The sequence below is a fragment of the Lactococcus sp. LG1074 genome, assembly GCF_017309525.1.
Taxonomy (GTDB): Bacteria; Bacillota; Bacilli; order Lactobacillales; family Streptococcaceae; genus Lactococcus; species Lactococcus petauri.
Window position 1 is genome coordinate 164444 of record NZ_CP071293.1, and the last position, 15297, is coordinate 179740.

At 39.8% G+C, this 15297-nt stretch carries 17 protein-coding genes, 1 tRNA gene and 1 pseudogene; 13 read left to right on the plus strand and 6 right to left on the minus strand.

Annotated features, from left to right (window positions below; all coding sequences use genetic code 11):
- Position 1 precedes the first annotated feature (1 nt).
- From J0J36_RS00855 to J0J36_RS00865, 3 genes are read right to left on the minus strand one after another with little or no spacing between them, the layout of a single operon-like run.
- Positions 2-811, minus strand: coding sequence for a metal ABC transporter permease (locus tag J0J36_RS00855; RefSeq protein WP_019291429.1), 810 nt, complete (start codon positions 809-811; stop codon positions 2-4).
- Positions 804-1526 (minus strand): metal ABC transporter ATP-binding protein, encoded by a 723-nt coding sequence (locus tag J0J36_RS00860; RefSeq protein WP_019291428.1) that lies wholly within the window; start codon positions 1524-1526, stop codon positions 804-806. Before J0J36_RS00860 ends, J0J36_RS00855 begins: the two co-directional genes overlap by 8 nt.
- 21 nt (positions 1527-1547) lie before the next feature.
- A complete protein-coding gene (locus J0J36_RS00865; protein ID WP_019291427.1) occupies positions 1548-1991 on the minus strand; it encodes a zinc-dependent MarR family transcriptional regulator in 444 nt (147 codons plus the stop codon).
- A gap of 201 nt (positions 1992-2192) precedes the next feature.
- Here J0J36_RS00865 and infA point away from each other — a divergent pair, with 201 nt between their 5' ends.
- The 8 genes from infA (at position 2193) to J0J36_RS00905 (ending at position 7087) form a co-directional block, all read left to right on the plus strand.
- Positions 2193-2411 (plus strand): translation initiation factor IF-1, encoded by a 219-nt coding sequence (gene infA / locus J0J36_RS00870; RefSeq protein ID WP_003133772.1) that lies wholly within the window; start codon positions 2193-2195, stop codon positions 2409-2411.
- A gap of 52 nt (positions 2412-2463) precedes the next feature.
- Positions 2464-2580 (plus strand): 50S ribosomal protein L36, encoded by a 117-nt coding sequence (gene rpmJ / locus J0J36_RS00875; protein WP_014024193.1) that lies wholly within the window; start codon positions 2464-2466, stop codon positions 2578-2580.
- A 17-nt stretch (positions 2581-2597) separates the two neighbouring features.
- Positions 2598-2963 carry a 30S ribosomal protein S13 gene (rpsM, locus tag J0J36_RS00880; protein WP_003133773.1) on the plus strand — a complete coding sequence of 122 codons (366 nt, stop codon included), beginning with the start codon at positions 2598-2600 and terminating at the stop codon, positions 2961-2963.
- A gap of 17 nt (positions 2964-2980) precedes the next feature.
- Positions 2981-3364 carry a 30S ribosomal protein S11 gene (gene rpsK / locus J0J36_RS00885; RefSeq protein ID WP_003133774.1) on the plus strand — a complete coding sequence of 128 codons (384 nt, stop codon included), beginning with the start codon at positions 2981-2983 and terminating at the stop codon, positions 3362-3364.
- Between the two features lie 51 nt (positions 3365-3415).
- Positions 3416-4354: a DNA-directed RNA polymerase subunit alpha gene (locus J0J36_RS00890; protein ID WP_003133775.1), complete on the plus strand. Its 939-nt coding sequence runs from the start codon at positions 3416-3418 to the stop codon at positions 4352-4354.
- A 15-nt stretch (positions 4355-4369) separates the two neighbouring features.
- The gene (rplQ, locus tag J0J36_RS00895) at positions 4370-4750 is read left to right on the plus strand and encodes a 50S ribosomal protein L17 (protein ID WP_003133776.1); all 381 of its coding nucleotides are present in this window, start codon (positions 4370-4372) and stop codon (positions 4748-4750) included.
- 390 nt (positions 4751-5140) lie between these two features.
- Positions 5141-6625, plus strand: a complete 1485-nt coding sequence (locus J0J36_RS00900) for an S-layer homology domain-containing protein (protein ID WP_206886732.1) — start codon at positions 5141-5143, stop codon at positions 6623-6625.
- 9 nt (positions 6626-6634) lie between these two features.
- Positions 6635-7087, plus strand: coding sequence for a hypothetical protein (locus J0J36_RS00905; protein ID WP_019291424.1), 453 nt, complete (start codon positions 6635-6637; stop codon positions 7085-7087).
- 247 nt (positions 7088-7334) lie between these two features.
- On the opposite strand, the gene J0J36_RS00910 is transcribed toward J0J36_RS00905, so the two are convergent.
- Positions 7335-7407: transfer RNA gene (locus J0J36_RS00910), tRNA-Thr, on the minus strand.
- Between the two features lie 188 nt (positions 7408-7595).
- Between J0J36_RS00910 and radA the strand changes: the two genes are divergently transcribed.
- The 4 genes from radA (at position 7596) to ald (ending at position 12125) form a co-directional block, all read left to right on the plus strand.
- The gene (radA, locus tag J0J36_RS00915; RefSeq protein WP_029345652.1) at positions 7596-8957 is read left to right on the plus strand and encodes a DNA repair protein RadA; all 1362 of its coding nucleotides are present in this window, start codon (positions 7596-7598) and stop codon (positions 8955-8957) included.
- Between the two features lie 131 nt (positions 8958-9088).
- A complete protein-coding gene (locus J0J36_RS00920) occupies positions 9089-10165 on the plus strand; it encodes a PIN/TRAM domain-containing protein (RefSeq protein WP_019291422.1) in 1077 nt (358 codons plus the stop codon).
- A 22-nt stretch (positions 10166-10187) separates the two neighbouring features.
- Entirely contained in the window at positions 10188-10817 is a 630-nt protein-coding gene (locus J0J36_RS00925) for a pyridoxamine 5'-phosphate oxidase family protein (RefSeq protein WP_153924370.1), read from the plus strand.
- 186 nt (positions 10818-11003) lie between these two features.
- The gene (gene ald, locus J0J36_RS00930) at positions 11004-12125 is read left to right on the plus strand and encodes an alanine dehydrogenase (RefSeq protein ID WP_019291420.1); all 1122 of its coding nucleotides are present in this window, start codon (positions 11004-11006) and stop codon (positions 12123-12125) included.
- A gap of 30 nt (positions 12126-12155) precedes the next feature.
- Here ald and J0J36_RS00935 read toward each other — a convergent pair whose 3' ends face one another.
- The gene (locus J0J36_RS00935) at positions 12156-12650 is read right to left on the minus strand and encodes a GNAT family N-acetyltransferase (RefSeq protein ID WP_019291419.1); all 495 of its coding nucleotides are present in this window, start codon (positions 12648-12650) and stop codon (positions 12156-12158) included.
- Positions 12651-12795: 145 nt separating this feature from the next.
- Here J0J36_RS00935 and gltX point away from each other — a divergent pair, with 145 nt between their 5' ends.
- Positions 12796-14235 carry a glutamate--tRNA ligase gene (gltX, locus tag J0J36_RS00940; RefSeq protein WP_019291418.1) on the plus strand — a complete coding sequence of 480 codons (1440 nt, stop codon included), beginning with the start codon at positions 12796-12798 and terminating at the stop codon, positions 14233-14235.
- Between the two features lie 26 nt (positions 14236-14261).
- Here the strand turns inward: gltX and J0J36_RS00945 are convergent.
- Positions 14262-15216, minus strand: a pseudogene (locus J0J36_RS00945) (zinc-dependent alcohol dehydrogenase family protein).
- Between the last annotated feature and the right edge of the window lie 81 nt (positions 15217-15297).

A 15297-nucleotide genomic window follows, 5' to 3' on the forward strand; every position in this document is an offset into this window, starting at 1 on the left:
TCTATCTTCGGAAAAGACGTTTCAATAAAGAAACAATTAAGAAAAGTGCAACGAAGATTAAGGTAATTGCAGAACTTGCAGGCGCATTGAAGTAATAGGAGATGATCAATCCACTGTTCATACCAATAAAACCAATGATAACTGACCAGATTAATACGGTCTTGAAAGATTTTCCAATAAGCATAGATACACTAGCAGGTAAAACCATGATTGCAGAAACCAGTAGGGCGCCACAGGCAGGAATCATCAAAGCAATCGCCAAACCAGTTACAATATTAAAAATCATTGACATAGCACGGACGGGAAGACCATCTACTAAAGCTGTATCTTCATCAAAAGTCATCACATAAAGTGGACGGAGAAAGAATATAAAGCCAGCTAGAACAATCAGAGCGATGATGTAAAGCATCACGACTTGCGGAGTAGCGATAGTTACAATTGAACCAAACAGATATTGGTCAATGCTGATGCTGGTTTTACTTCCTGCCACATTAATAATAAACATGGCTAAAGCAAGTCCAGCGGACATTAAAATCGCGGTTGCGAGCTCAAGATAATTTTTATAGACGGTACGGAGAAATTCCATAAAGATAGCGGCAATAATAACGACAATTAAAGTTGTCCATGTCGGATTTAAACTAAAGAGGACTCCGAAAGCAACGCCTGCTAGAGAAACATGGGAGAGGGTGTCAGAGAGTAGAGACTGACGACGCAGAACAAGGAAAACCCCAAGAAGTGGTGCAAAAAGTGAAATGGCAGTTGTCGCTAGTAAAGCGTTGCGCATAAAGTCATAAGAGAGGATTTCAAACATTAGCTTTTACCTCCTTTTTCATTTTTGCATTAGGGTTGCCATGGACTTCAAAGCATTCAAATTTTCCGTTTTTGTCTCGGGCAAGGTGGATGTTTCGGTCCATATATTTTTTAACAGAGTCAGGATCGTGTGTAACCATGAGAACACTTTTACCATGCTCATGTGCAGCATGGGCCATGAGCTCATAAAAGGCTTCTGTGGTTACATCGTCCATCCCAACAGTTGGTTCATCCAGAACAAAGACATCAGGGTCAGAAGCAAATGTACGAGCAATGATGATACGTTGCTTTTGTCCACCGGAAAGTTCTCCAATTTTTTTATGACGAAAGTCCCACATGCCTACAGCATTAAGAGCAGCTTCTACGTGTTCTTCGTCATGTGCATTAAGCTTGCGGAACCAACCTTTACGGGGATAACGACCAGAACGAACAAATTCATGAACAGTTGAGGGGAAACCCGCATTGAAACTGGAAATTTGTTGTGGGACGTAAGCGATACGTAAACGGCGATTTTGTGTGTCATGGCGTGCAATGATAACTTTACCAGACTTAGGTTTCAAAATTCCGAGCGTTATTTTGATTAGCGTTGACTTTGCCGCACCGTTTTCTCCAGTCAATGTTACAAATTCCCCTGGGTTAACCGAGTAACTCACATCTTCTAAAACAGGATTATTGTCATAATAAAAGCTTACATTTTGAACATCAATATAAGGCATAATTTTTATTTACTTTCTAAACTACTTAAATTTTTCAGCGAGTTGATGAAGAAAGTCTTGGATTACTTTTTGTTCATCTTCTGTATATTTCTGTGTAAGTTGCTGATAACTGTCTAGCGTTGCCTCATGATGTGCAGCGTGTTCACGTGCAATGGGCAATGCTTTTTCTGTTAGATTCCATAAAACAACACGTTCATCGGTCTTACTTTTCGTGGGCGATATAAGTTCTAAATCTTGTAACTTTTTTAAAGCTTTAGTGATGGCAGCCGGAGAGACCGAAAGAGTTTCTGCCATCCGAGCATTGGTTGTTGGTTCTCCATTCAGGAGCATCAAGAGATGTTCTTGAGTAGAAGTTAATTTGATATCACTTTGACACTTTCCAAGAAGAATTTCGTGCTTGTTTTCAGCAAATTGCATGACTTGAGATAAGAATTGATCAATTTGTTTTTCTAAATTTGTATGCATGATTCCTCTCCTTTCATTTACTGGTTAATAATAACATGGCTCTCATTAAATGTCAACCGGTTAATATTAAAGCAGAAAGAAAAATAAAGGAAAAAAATAAATAGAGGGCTTGTCATTTGTCAGTCAGTGTGCTATAATATATCAGTCCGACTTTTTAGATACACTTGTATCTTTCGGGGATTTTTAAGGAGGTACTTTTGCTTGGCAAAAGATGATGTTATCGAAATTGAAGGTAAAGTAGTAGATACTATGCCGAATGCGATGTTCACTGTTGAACTTGAAAATGGTCACAAAGTTTTGGCGACGATTTCTGGAAAAATTCGTAAGAATTATATCCGTATCCTGCCTGGCGACCGCGTGCAAGTGGAAATGTCACCATATGATTTGACACGTGGACGCATTACCTACCGTTTTAAATAACCTGGACATTCATTGAGTGCGAAAGCACAGTAACCATAGAAAGGAAGACACAATGAAAGTAAGACCATCAGTTAAACCAATCTGCGAATACTGTAAAGTAATTCGTCGTAACGGTCGTGTTATGGTAATTTGCCCTGTAAATCCAAAACATAAACAACGTCAGGGATAGAAAGGAACTATTAAATTATGGCTCGTTTTGCTGGAGTTGATATTCCAAACGAAAAACGTATCGTTATTTCATTGACATACGTTTACGGTGTTGGACTTCAAACTGCTAAAAAAGTGCTTGCTGCTGCAGGTGTTTCAGAAGATGTACGTACTAAAGATCTTACATCTGATCAAGAAGACGCAATTCGTCGTGAACTTGACGGCTTGAAACTCGAAGGAGATCTTCGTCGTGAAGTAAACCTCAACATCAAACGCTTAATGGAAATTGGTAGCTACCGTGGTATGCGTCACCGTCGTGGACTTCCTACACGTGGACAAAACACAAAAAACAACGCACGTACTCGTAAGGGTCCTGCTAAAGCTATCGCTGGTAAGAAAAAATAATCTAGAAAGGAGTTAAAATGGCAAAAATTACTCGTAAACGTCGTGTGAAAAAGAATATTGAAACTGGTATCGCCCACATTCAATCAACTTTTAACAACACTATCATTATGATTACTGACGTTCATGGTAACGCTCTTGCTTGGTCATCTGCAGGTTCACTTGGTTTCAAAGGTTCTAAAAAATCTACACCATTCGCTGCACAAATGGCATCTGAAGCTGCTGCTAAAGCTGCTCAAGAACAAGGGTTGAAAACAGTATCTGTTACAGTTAAAGGTCCTGGTTCAGGTCGTGAATCTGCAATCCGTGCACTCGCGGCTGCTGGTCTTAACGTAACTTCTATTAGTGATGTGACTCCTGTACCTCACAATGGTGCACGTCCTCCAAAACGTCGTCGTGTATAATCGTTAGTGAGTTGCAAAATCACTTTACTTTTCTTTTAGAGGAGACTATACATGATTGAGTTTGAAAAACCAAAAATTATTAAATTTGACGAAACAGAATTTTACGGTAAGTTTGTAGTAGAACCACTTGAACGTGGTTACGGTACAACTTTGGGTAATTCTTTACGTCGCGTTCTCTTGTCTTCATTGCCTGGGTCTGCTGTTACTTCAATCCAAATTGAAGGTGTTCAACACGAATTCGCAACAATCCCTGGTGTACGTGAAGATGTGGTCCAAATCATCCTTGCTATTAAAGGACTTGCGATCAAATCTTACGTTGAAAATGAAAAACAAATTGAGCTTGACGTTACTGGACCTATGACAGTAACCGCAGGTGACATTTTGACAGATAGTGATATCGAAATTGTCAATAAAGACCATTATCTTTTCTCTATCGCAGAAGGTCATTCTATGCGTGCTGTGATGACAGTAAACAAAGGTTACGGATACGTTCCTGCTGACGAAAACAAAGTCGAAGGCGCACCTATCGGTACAATTGCTGTGGACTCAATTTACACACCAGTTAGCAAAGTTAACTATCAAGTAGAACCAGCTCGTGTAGGTGGTGATGCATCTTACGATAAGTTGACTTTGGAAATCACTACAAACGGCACAATCGTTGCTGATGATGCTTTGTCTCTCTCTGCGAAGATTTTGACAGATCACTTGAACTTGTTTGTTGACTTGTCAGAAACAGCTTCAGAATCTGAAACTCTCGTGGCTAAAGAAGAAGTTAAAACAGAACGTGTCCTCGATAAAATTATCGAAGAAATGGACTTCTCAGTTCGTGCTTACAATGGTTTGAAACGCGCTGGAATCAATACCGTAGCTGATATTGTGGAAATGAGTGAAGCTGACATGATTAAAGTCAAAAACCTCGGTCACAAATCAGTAGAAGAAGTCAAGGTTAAATTGACTGACTTGGGCTTGGAGCTCAAAAAACGAAAATAATACAGGAGGAAAAAAATGGGTTACCGTAAACTTGGACGCACATCTTCACAACGTAAAGCTATGCTTCGTGATTTGACAACTGATCTTATCATCAACGAAACTATCGTTACAACTGAAGCTCGTGCTAAAGAAATCCGTAAAACAGTTGAAAAGATGATCACTCTTGGTAAACGTGGTGACTTGCACGCTCGTCGTCAAGCAGCAGCTTACGTTCGTAACGAAATCGCTATTAAAGATTTCAACGAAGAAACTGAAACTTTCCCAACTGCACTTCAAAAATTGTTCGACGATATTGCTAAACGCTACGAAGGCCGTAACGGTGGTTACACTCGTATCTTGAAAGTTGAACCACGTCGTGGTGATGCTGCCCCTATGGCAATCATCGAGCTTGTTTAAGAGAGTTCGGATTTAAATATTATATAAGATTACTTATTGAGTGTTATGATGATGGCGCTGTGTTTGAGTTGACGTAAAAACGTCGAGTAGCACTGCTTAGTCTAGCTCTGTCTACCGAGATATTTATTTCGGTAGTTCACTCAATATGTTTTTTTTTTTTTGCTTTTTTATAAAAATATAGGTCTCTTTTCAATAAAGAGGCTTTTTTAAGTGTGGGGATTAAAAGAATATAAAATTCTTTCCTTTGATATGATATAATCAAATCAAGGACTACGAACTTGGGAGAGGATATAGTGTCTGTTGTAGTGTGGAATAATTTTAAAAATAACGAAGACACTTTTTTGTTAAGGACGTATGAATAGGAATTTATGAGAAAAAGGAATAGCATTTGTGGAAAAATATAAAAAATTACTCACGCTTAGCGCTCTCGTTTTATCGTCCACACAAGGAATATTGGTAAGTGCCAGTGAGCTTACAGCGACAAATGTGGACAGCAGTGTCCCAATAACGAGCAACGTGCAAGAAGAGGTCGAAGCTTCTAGTAGTTCAGAAGGAAGTTCTGAAAATAGTTCTACTGCTGATAGCTCTCTGGAAGATAGTATTTCTGAAAGTGACCATCAAAGTAATCCCCCTTCAGATAAGGAGACTGGAGAAACCGGGACAGCTCCAGGAAGCACAACTGAAAAACCAGAGAAAAATAACAGTGAGAAGGAAGTGGCCAAGGAGTCGGTTGCCCAAGAGTATTTTTCACGCAAAAATCTCCCCAGAGTTGGTGTTAGTCTTAAACAATTACCCGTAAAAAATTCAGGATCTCTTTTTAGAGATATCTCACAGTCAATGTTCAAAAATAACATCAACTGGATTTATGGTCGTGGTATTACTACAGGTTATACGCCAAGCACCTATAACCCTAATGCAAAAGTAACACGCGGAGAGATGGCTGTTTTTCTACACCGCTTAGCAGGAGCACCAACATATAAAGCACCTTTCAATGTTTATACAGACATTAGTCAGTACAAAAACCAAATCCTTTGGTTGACAGCGACCACAGTATCTAATGGTACAGCCCCTCACTATAATCCTAATGGTAAGGTAACTCGTGGACAAATGGCGGCCTTTCTGCACAGGATGGCAAAAGCATCAGGAAAAGCTTCTGCTTCTGCAAAATATAATCCAAAGTTTTGGGATGTCCAAAATCATATGTTTAAAAATGATATAGGATGGCTAAGTTCAAAAGGGATAACGACAGGATATACAGCGACATCTTTTAAACCAGATGCGGATATCACACGTGGAGAGATGGCCGCATTTCTCTATCGCTTCTATAGTGTTGTAGTAAATAATCAGAAACTTCCGGCAGCACCACAACCTCATGCTAATCAACCAATATATTATTCTCAGCTGGATGCAAGATGGAAGAATAACAGATTGAATGGCTCCAATGTAGGAGTTTCAGGGTGTGTGCCTACAAGCTTGGCTATGATTCTACGGGGAAGCTATGGACAAAATGTTGACCCAGGAATTGTTGCTAAAAAAGCGGATACGATTAGTCACGAAAGCTTTGGACTCTCAGGGAAGGATTTGATCAATACTGCTAAAGCTTATGGACGTAGTGTAGAAGTTATCAGTAATATCAACCGAGCAGAAACTTTGCTCAGAGCAGGATATCCTCTCATATTTTATATTAATGTGGGTATTGGCCATGCCGTTGTCGTTTCCGACTATGACAACACTAATGGTCGAGTAAATATTAACGATCCTTATGGAAAACTATTCTATCCTTCAGGAAAAACAACTTTGCGTGAACTATGGGGACGTCCTAGTCAAGATGCTATGGATTGGAATGCAGGCCATCCTGTATTTGCGATTAAGTAGGAGGAAACCATGAAAAAAATATCAGTAATAGCTCTACTCCTTGTCAGCTTGCTTGGTTTATCTGGATGTGGAAATCAGCAAACCAATAAACAACCGCAAAAGGATTCCAGTACAGTGGCAGGTAAAAGCAAAGAAAGTACAGTAAAATCCGATACAGCAACATCAAAAAGTGATGCAAGTGTAGAGCAGTCTAAGTCAGAAAAAAACCAAGAATCAACAAGTAAGGATAATACCAGCACAGAGGCTTCTAAAGTGTCTCCAGATCCCCAAGCTCCAGAAGCAGACCATACGGTAAGAACTGAATCAGGCAGCACCACGGACTTAGGTCAAGCACGTATTGCACTTTATGAAGCAGGTATTGATTCCCATAGTATGACGGATGATGACATTTTAACTGTCTGGGAACGTTCAAAAGACAAGGAAGAATTTGTAAAAAATGTAAAAGAATATCTCAGACAATAGTGTTGTTTAGAGCTCAAAATAGGCTTTACAGAGCGTTTTAAGAAGTACTTTACAGTAAATACAATAAAAATGGTAGTGCTATTATAACTACCATTTTTATTGTATTGAATTATCATAAGGAAGAGGATTTGAGGGATTGAAAAATTCTTTGAGGAGAAAAGAAAACAGTCAGTGAAGTCTGTCTTTTGATATGTTATAATCAAATAATGGGTAAAATAAAAAGCCTTAAGAGGCTAAAATTTATTCATGCCACTGAATGGAATCGAACCATCGACCTCCACCTTACCATGGTGTTGCTCTACCGACTGAGCTACAGCGGCTATATTTGTGCTTTCGCCCAGTCAGAGAGCAACAGATGAGGATTTGCTCTGCAAACCCTTATCCACCGATTGGAAGCAGTGCTTCCAACTCTACCGACTGATCTACAGTGGCTTATAGTTAAACCATAATTATTTTAACAAAAATACGAATAAAAGTCTATAAGAATAATAGAAATGAGGGCTTCAAAATAGCTAAAAAAAAATCAACCTTTCTTTGTCAAGAATGTGGCTATAAATCAGTAAAAAAACTCGGACGTTGTCCCAATTGTGGCGCTTGGGGCTCCTTTGTGGAAGAAGTAGAAGTCCAAGAGGTAAAAAATCAGAGAGTAAGTTTGACAGGTGAGCACTCTAAACCCATGAAGTTAGATCAGGTTGAACTTTTTGATACACCGCGCGTGGAAACCGACCTAGATGAGTTTAACCGAGTCCTTGGAGGCGGTGTCGTTCCAGGAAGTCTTGTCCTTATTGGGGGTGATCCAGGGATTGGTAAATCGACTCTACTGCTTCAAGTATCTACACAACTTGCTTCAAGAGGGCGTGTCCTTTATGTGAGTGGGGAGGAGTCAGCTCAACAAATTAAGCTACGTGCTGAGCGTTTGGGCGACATTGATACAGATTTTTATCTTTATGCTGAAACCAATATGCAAAGTATCCGAAATGAAGTGGAACGTCTACAGCCAGATTTTCTTATTGTAGATTCGATTCAAACTATCATGACGCCTGAAATTCAGAGTACCCAGGGTTCAGTTAGTCAAGTGCGTGAGGTGACAGGAGAATTAATGCAATTGGCCAAAACTAACGATATTGCGACTTTTATTGTCGGACATGTCACCAAGGAAGGGCAACTTGCAGGCCCACGTATGTTGGAACATATGGTTGATACCGTCTTGTATTTTGAAGGAGAACGCCAAAATACATTCCGAATTTTACGCGCGGTCAAAAACCGTTTTGGTTCAACAAATGAAATTGGAATTTTCGAAATGCAAGGCAGTGGTTTAGTGGAAGTAACCAACCCGAGTGAAGTCTTTCTGGAAGAACGTCTAGAGGGTTCTACCGGATCTGCTATCGTCTGTGCGTTAGAAGGTACTCGTCCGATATTGGTTGAAATTCAAGCTTTGACAACACCAACCATGTTTGGGAATGCCAAACGTACAACCTCCGGTTTAGACTTTAACCGTGTGAGTTTAATCATGGCAGTACTTGAAAAGCGTGCCGGTTTTCTTTTACAACAGCAAGATGCTTACTTGAAATCTGCAGGTGGGGTCAAGTTGGATGAACCAGCCATCGACTTGGCAGTCGCTGTGGCAATTGCTTCCAGCTATAAGGAAGAGCCAACAGATGCACGTGAATGCTTTATTGGCGAAATTGGCCTAACTGGAGAAATCCGACGTGTCACACGTATGGAGCAACGTCTCAATGAAGCAAGTAAATTAGGTTTCCAAAAAGTATATGCGCCTAAGAATAGCTTAGCAGGTGTAGATATTCCAGAAAATTTGCAAGTGATCGGCGTGACGACTTTATCTGAATGTTTGAAAAAAGTGTTTGGCTAAGAAAAAGCTTTGTGAGTCAAGATGTCATAATCGTAATAGGACAAACAAGTATCTTGTTATGATGTGTGATATAATTGACACAGAGCTTTTTAGTTATAAAAAATTGAGGCTATGTACAGAAAGGAAGTCTTATGCGTCGTTGGATAATTCATGTTCTCATGGGTATTGTGGGTGCTTCTTTAGGCATCACTACTCTCCCTTGGGTTTGGCACCTCTTTAGACAAGAGGGAAATGCTTTTAATCAGGAAATTGTAAATGGGTTAATTGGAGCAATTATTTTTGTTATTTTATCATTCTTTATGTCCAATTTGCTGATGCGAGCATTGAAAAAACTAGATCAAAAAATTACGAGAGTCAATCTTTCAAAAATGGTATTTAATTTTATTGGTGCTATTTTAGGTCTGACCGTAGGTGTGCTTTTAACGATTCCTCTCTCTTTACTCGGGGTACCAGTATTAAGCAACATTATTTCCTTTGTGCTGATCATTGGTCTGCTTTATCTTGGCTATACGGTCTTTGATAAGCGAGGAGATGAAATCTTTAAAATCGTTTTTCGTAAACGTAAAGAAGTCGCTGCAGTGGATAAGCCCGTGGTCAAAGAAGTCGTTACAGCTCAACATGCTATGATTTTGGATACAAGTTCGGTTATTGACGGACGTATTTTGGATGTATTAAAAACAGGTTTTATCAGTGATAAAGTAATTGTACCTAATTTTGTATTACTAGAGCTCCAGCTCATTTCAGATAGTGCTGATCCCTTGAAACGTGCCAAGGGTCGCCGTGGTTTGGATCTCGTAAATTCCTTAAAAGAATTTGACAATGTTGAAATTTCTAATAAAGACTATAAGGACATACGCGAGGTTGACACTAAACTGCTTCGCTATGCTAGCGAAATCGGTGCGAAGTTAGTCACAAACGATTTTAATCTCAACAAAGTAGCGGAGATCCAAGGCGTAATCGTCCTAAACATTAATGATCTTGCAAACGCCGTTAAGACACAACTGGTGGTTGGGGAGCAGATTGAAGTAACAATCATTCGTGAAGGTTCTGAACGTCAGCAAGGTGTAGCCTATCTACCAGATGGTACAATGATTGTCATTGAAGATACGGCCAAAATGATTGATAAAAAAGTGTTGGTTGAGGTTGCAAAAGTTCTGCAAACAAGTGCAGGACGTATGATTTTTGCTGAGCTTGTTCATCCAAAATAGTTAAACAAAAATAAGGAGAAACATGTACTTTAAGCGTTTTTTACAACTTTTTCTTATCTATGTACTAGCAGCACTTGTCCTTGTTGGTATTATTTCAACAAATTTTTTGCAAAATAAAAATCTGACTTTAATCCTAGCTTTACTTATCTCCTATGCAGTACTAACCTTGCCCTTGGTTCTTTTGACCGTGTTGAAAACCAATAAAAAAGCAACGAGTGTTGGTGCTCAAGGTCAAGGAGGTGAAGTACGACGTATATTGGGACTTCTTCCGGGTTACCTTGCTTTGAGTTGTTTAACAAAAGATGGGGAATCAACAACGACGATTATGAGTTTTATCCAATCAGTCCATGAAGAAAATATATTTTACATGGTAGCTGATAAGCATGCCCGTAAAGTACAAAGCATTAAGGAAAATCCTGATGTCTCTTTCACTACATGGTTTGATAGTTTAGAGAAGGGGGAGCGTTTATCCTCGAATAATGTGTATGCCGAAGTCTTAGAAGAAGCGGCAGCAAAAGAATGTGTTAAACAGGAACCTAATCTACTGAAGGTGCATGAAAATGCGGTAAATATGGCCATTATCAAACTTACGGTTAAATCCTTGGTTCATGAAAACTTTAAAGAAGGTAGCCACATAATAGAATTTAATTGAAGTCTTTTTAGACTTCTTTTTTGTTACACAGATACAAAAAATACGTATAAGTTCATAGTTGCAATAAAACTTTAGAAATGTTATTCTAATTATGAAGGCGGTTACATTTTCGCTTTTGTCGTATTATGGTTTCAAACAAAAAAGGGGAAAAGCCCCGAAGCATATATCTATATGGAGGATAATTTGATGAAAATAGGTGTTCCAACAGAGATCAAAAAACACGAATATCGTGTAGGACTTGCACCAGAATTTGCTGCAGCTTATGTTGCCGCTGGACATGATGTCTATATTCAAAAAGGGGCAGGTGAAGGCTCATCATATTCCGATGAACTTTACACAGCAGTTGGCTGTAATATCTTACCAACTGCCGAGGATATTTATGAAACAGCGGATATGATTATAAAGGTCAAAGAACCGCTTGAGCCAGAATATTCATTGATGCGTGAGGGACAAATATTTTATACCTATTTCCATTTAGCAGCAGATAAAGCATTGACAGAAGCTGTTTTAGATAAGAAAATTGTCGCGATTGCCTATGAAACCATCCGCGACCGTAACGGTGCACTGCCAGCGCTTAAACCCATGTCTGAAATTGCAGGGCGTTTATCAGTCCAAGAAGGTGCGAAATACTTGGAACGTCCTTTTGGAGGACGTGGTGTTCTTCTTGGAGGAGTGACTGGCGTTCTTCCAGCAAATGTTTTGGTACTTGGTGGTGCAGGAGTTGTTGGTCGTAATGCTGTCGCTATGGCTGTTGGGCTTCATGCTAATGTTACTGCAGTCGATGTGAATTTAGATGCCTTAACTGAGCTTGATAAGCTCTATCAAGGGCGTGTAAACACGGTTTACAGCACGGATCATACGGTAAAAGATCTGATTTCTAAAGCAGACTTAGTGATTGGAGCTGCGCTTATCCCTGGTGCAGCTACACCACAGCTTATTCGCCGTGAACATTTACCATTGATGAAAAAAGGTGCAGTTATTGTCGATGTGGCAATTGATCAAGGAGGAACTTGTGAAAGTTCTCATGTGACTTATCATGACAACCCTGTTTTTGAAGAAGAAGGTGTTATCCACTATTGTGTTGGTAATATGCCTGGTGCTGTCCCTGTAACTTCGACAGCAGCTTTAAATAACGCAACTCTCGCAAATGGTTTAGCTATAGCAAACAAAGGTTATAAAGAAGCCTTGAGAGCTAACTCAGGTCTGAAAGAGGGACTAAATGCAGACCATGGTAAGTTGACATGTAAACCTGTTGCTGATTTCTATAACATGGTTTACACAGACATTGATGAAGTTATAAGTAATTAAATAAAAAAGCGCTGCCTGAGCAGCGTTTTTTTATAGAGGAAGAACCATGTTGTACCATGTTTCTCCTGCAAGTTGTGAGTCAGAAATTCCTTTTGAAACGAATCCATAACGTTCGTAGTAAGGAATAAGGCTTTCTACACAAGTCAAGCTGATGCCTTGACGGCTTTCCTCAGCTGCAGCCTCTTTCATCAAATCCAGTAATGAAGTAGCAATACCAAGTCCTTGGTATTCACTATCTACAGCAAGGCTAACGATAATTTGAAAGCGGTCAGTCGGAAGACTTGCTTCTGTTTTTTCAAACATATCGTCTGTCAGATAACATTTATCAGAAGTTGGGCCCACAAGAATGCCGACCACTTTACCTTCTTCATTTCGAGCGACGAAAAAACGCTCAGGAATGACTTGGATACGTTCTAACATTGAAGCGCGTGAGAGTACCTCATCCGCTGGGAAAGAAGTCTCTTCAATGTGCATCACATCATCAATGTCTGTGATTTTTGCTTTGTCATATGTAATTTTAGTCATATCTCTATTCTAACATGGTCCTCCTTGTCGAGTCAATGAAGCTTGTGTTTCTTTAATTACAGTATGATTTTATAATGACTCACTGTTAGAAACATTGCTCATAATATGATAAAATAAAAAGGATCGAAACTAACAGGAGAAAACTATGTCTAATAACATTCGTGTGCGCTATGCGCCATCACCAACTGGGCTTTTACATATCGGTAATGCCCGTACTGCACTTTTTAACTATCTTTTTGCGCGTCATTATGATGGAGATTTCATCATTCGTATCGAAGATACAGACCGCGAACGTCATGTGGAAGATGGGGAACGTTCTCAACTTGAAAACTTACGTTGGTTGGGGATTGACTGGGATGAAAGTCCTGAAACACATGAAAACTATCGCCAATCTGAACGGTTGGAACTTTACCAAAAATATATTAATCAACTTTTGAGTGAAGGAAAGGCTTATTACTCTTACAAAACGCCAGAAGAGCTTGAAGCTGATCATGAAGCACAAGAAGCAGCAGGTGTTGCACCTCATTATGTCAATGAATATGCTGGGATGTCAGAGGCTGAGAAAGAAGCTTACATCGCTGAACGCAAAGCTGCAGGAATTACACCGGTTGTTCGTATTTCTGTAAATGAAACAGCCATTTATAAATGGACAGATATGGTTAAGGGCGATATCGAATTTGAAGGTGGGAACATTGGCGGTGATTGGGTTATTCAAAAACGCGATGGTTACCCAACTTACAACTTTGCTGTAGTAGTGGACGACCATGACATGCAAATTTCACACGTTATTCGTGGTGATGACCACATTGCGAATACACCAAAACAGTTAATGGTTTATGAAGCTTTGGGCTGGGAAGCTCCTGTCTTTGGGCACATGACTTTAATCATTAACTCTGAAACAGGGAAAAAGTTGTCTAAACGTGATACCAATACGCTTCAATTTATCGAAGATTACCGTAAAAAAGGTTTCATGGCAGATGCTATTTTCAACTTTATCGCACTCTTAGGTTGGAACCCAGGCGGGGAACAAGAAAAATTCAGCCCGGAAGAACTTGTGAAACTTTTTGATGAAAAACGTTTGAGTAAATCTCCGGCAGCCTTTGACCAAAAGAAACTGGAATGGATGGACAACGAGTACATCAAGCATGCAGAGTTTGAACCTGTTTTTGAATTGACAAAACCTTTCCTTGAAGAAGCTGGACGCTTTGATGCGCGTGCTGAAGAACTGGTTAAGCTCTACAAACCACAAATGAAATATGCTGAAGAAATTCTGGAGTTAACAGACCTCTTCTTTGGTGAATTCCCAGAACTCACAGACGAAGCCCGTCAAATGATGGAATTGGAAACTTCACCAGTTGCGGTAGGCACTTTCCGCGCGAAACTTGAAAACTTAGAAGATTTTACTGCTGAAAACATCTTCCCGCTTTTCAAAGAAACGCAAAAAGAAACAGGAGTTAAAGGAAAAAATCTTTGGATGCCAATTCGTATCGCTGCTTCTGGTAGCATGCACGGCCCAGAATTACCTGAAACAATCGCTCTTTTAGGCAAAGAAAAAGTCCTTGAACATATGGCACAGTTTTTATAAAAAGCCGCAAGTAATAAACGCACGAGTTATAGCTCGTGCGTTTTTTGTATGAATGAAATTAACCGTTTGTTTTTTTGCGGATATTTTAAAGACGAGATGAGCTGGTCATAAGGGGTGATTTCCACGGCTTGGTTGAGGAGTAAACGTCTATCAGCAACCAAGTTAGCCAGAGTCTGCATGATTTTTTGCCACTCTTCGGGACTGAGTTTAGCATTCCAATGCCGCAGATGAAAGATACCGATGTCAATAGGTAGTTCGGCTATTTTTCCCCAGTTGACCTGTTCGCCCGAAAGGAGCCCAAGAGCTTGAAACTTTCCACCCGATCGGACACAAGCAGCCAAATCTGTCCCATCCTGTCCACCGACACAATCAATGGCAGCATCTACTTCGAGATTAACCAAGTCTGTACGTAATTCCTGAGTACCGCGCTCCTTTAGGAGCTGGTGCTTTTTACTGTCGCGTGTAATAGCGATAAAGTCAAAACCCAGTATTTGTGAAAGTTGGGCAAAGATTTGACCAATAGAAGAACCAGCAGCATTTACAGCAAGTTTTTGACTAGGTTTTAATGCAAGAACTTCTGTACATAGAAGCCAAGCTGTCAAAGGGTTGATGTAAAGCTGACTAGCGGAAATCAAATCAAGAGTATCAAGGAACAAAAAATGCATGAGATATAGGGCATTTGACAAAAGTTTGCCAAGTCCCTTCCCCTTCCAAGGGTAAAACACGTTGACCGATAAGTTTGCGCGAAAGTGCGCAGCCAACATCTGCGACAAGACCAACCCCTTCATAGCCTGCAGTAGCAGGAAGGCTTATCCTGTGCGCATATGCACCGGTCATTGGGATTAAATCTGAAGGATTGACCGGAGCATAAAGCATTTTTACAAGAAGTTCTTGGGGCTGTAAACTTGGTTGACACTTCTCTTTAAGCCTTAAGACTTGATGAGGCAAGCCATAGCTCTCGTAACTGAATGATGAGTACATGGCTTTATTATAGCAAACTTATAAATTTTAAGACACAGCTATAATTTTCCTTCAAAAATATATCTTAGTGTAAAGTTGCGG